2 tRNA genes are annotated in these 300 nt (G+C 47.7%); both read left to right on the forward strand.

The window, feature by feature from the left end:
* Nucleotides 1–75 precede the first annotated feature (75 nt).
* A tRNA-Ile gene (locus tag J0K78_RS19980) sits at nucleotides 76–152 on the forward strand.
* A gap of 8 nt (nucleotides 153–160) precedes the next feature.
* A tRNA-Ala gene (locus J0K78_RS19985) sits at nucleotides 161–236 on the forward strand.
* Nucleotides 237–300: the final 64 nt, after the last annotated feature.

Consider the following 300-nt stretch of genomic DNA (forward strand, 5'->3'; position numbering starts at 1 on the left):
TACGGAAACGTACTGTGTTGGTTGTTCAGTTTTGAGAGATCAAACTATGAATATATGATCTTCCTTCAATTGGATGGGCCTGTAGCTCAGTTGGTTAGAGCGCACGCCTGATAAGCGTGAGGTCGGTGGTTCAAGTCCACTCAGGCCCACCATTCAAAAAGGGGCCTTAGCTCAGCTGGGAGAGCGCCTGCTTTGCACGCAGGAGGTCAGCGGTTCGATCCCGCTAGGCTCCACCATTTAAATGTTACACCTAAACACAAGAACTTATTTTGTGTTTTATAATCAACCCTGCATAAGGGC

The organism is Halobacillus sp. GSS1 (assembly GCF_017307035.1).
GTDB classification, from domain to species: Bacteria; Bacillota; Bacilli; order Bacillales; family Halobacillaceae; genus Halobacillus; species Halobacillus litoralis.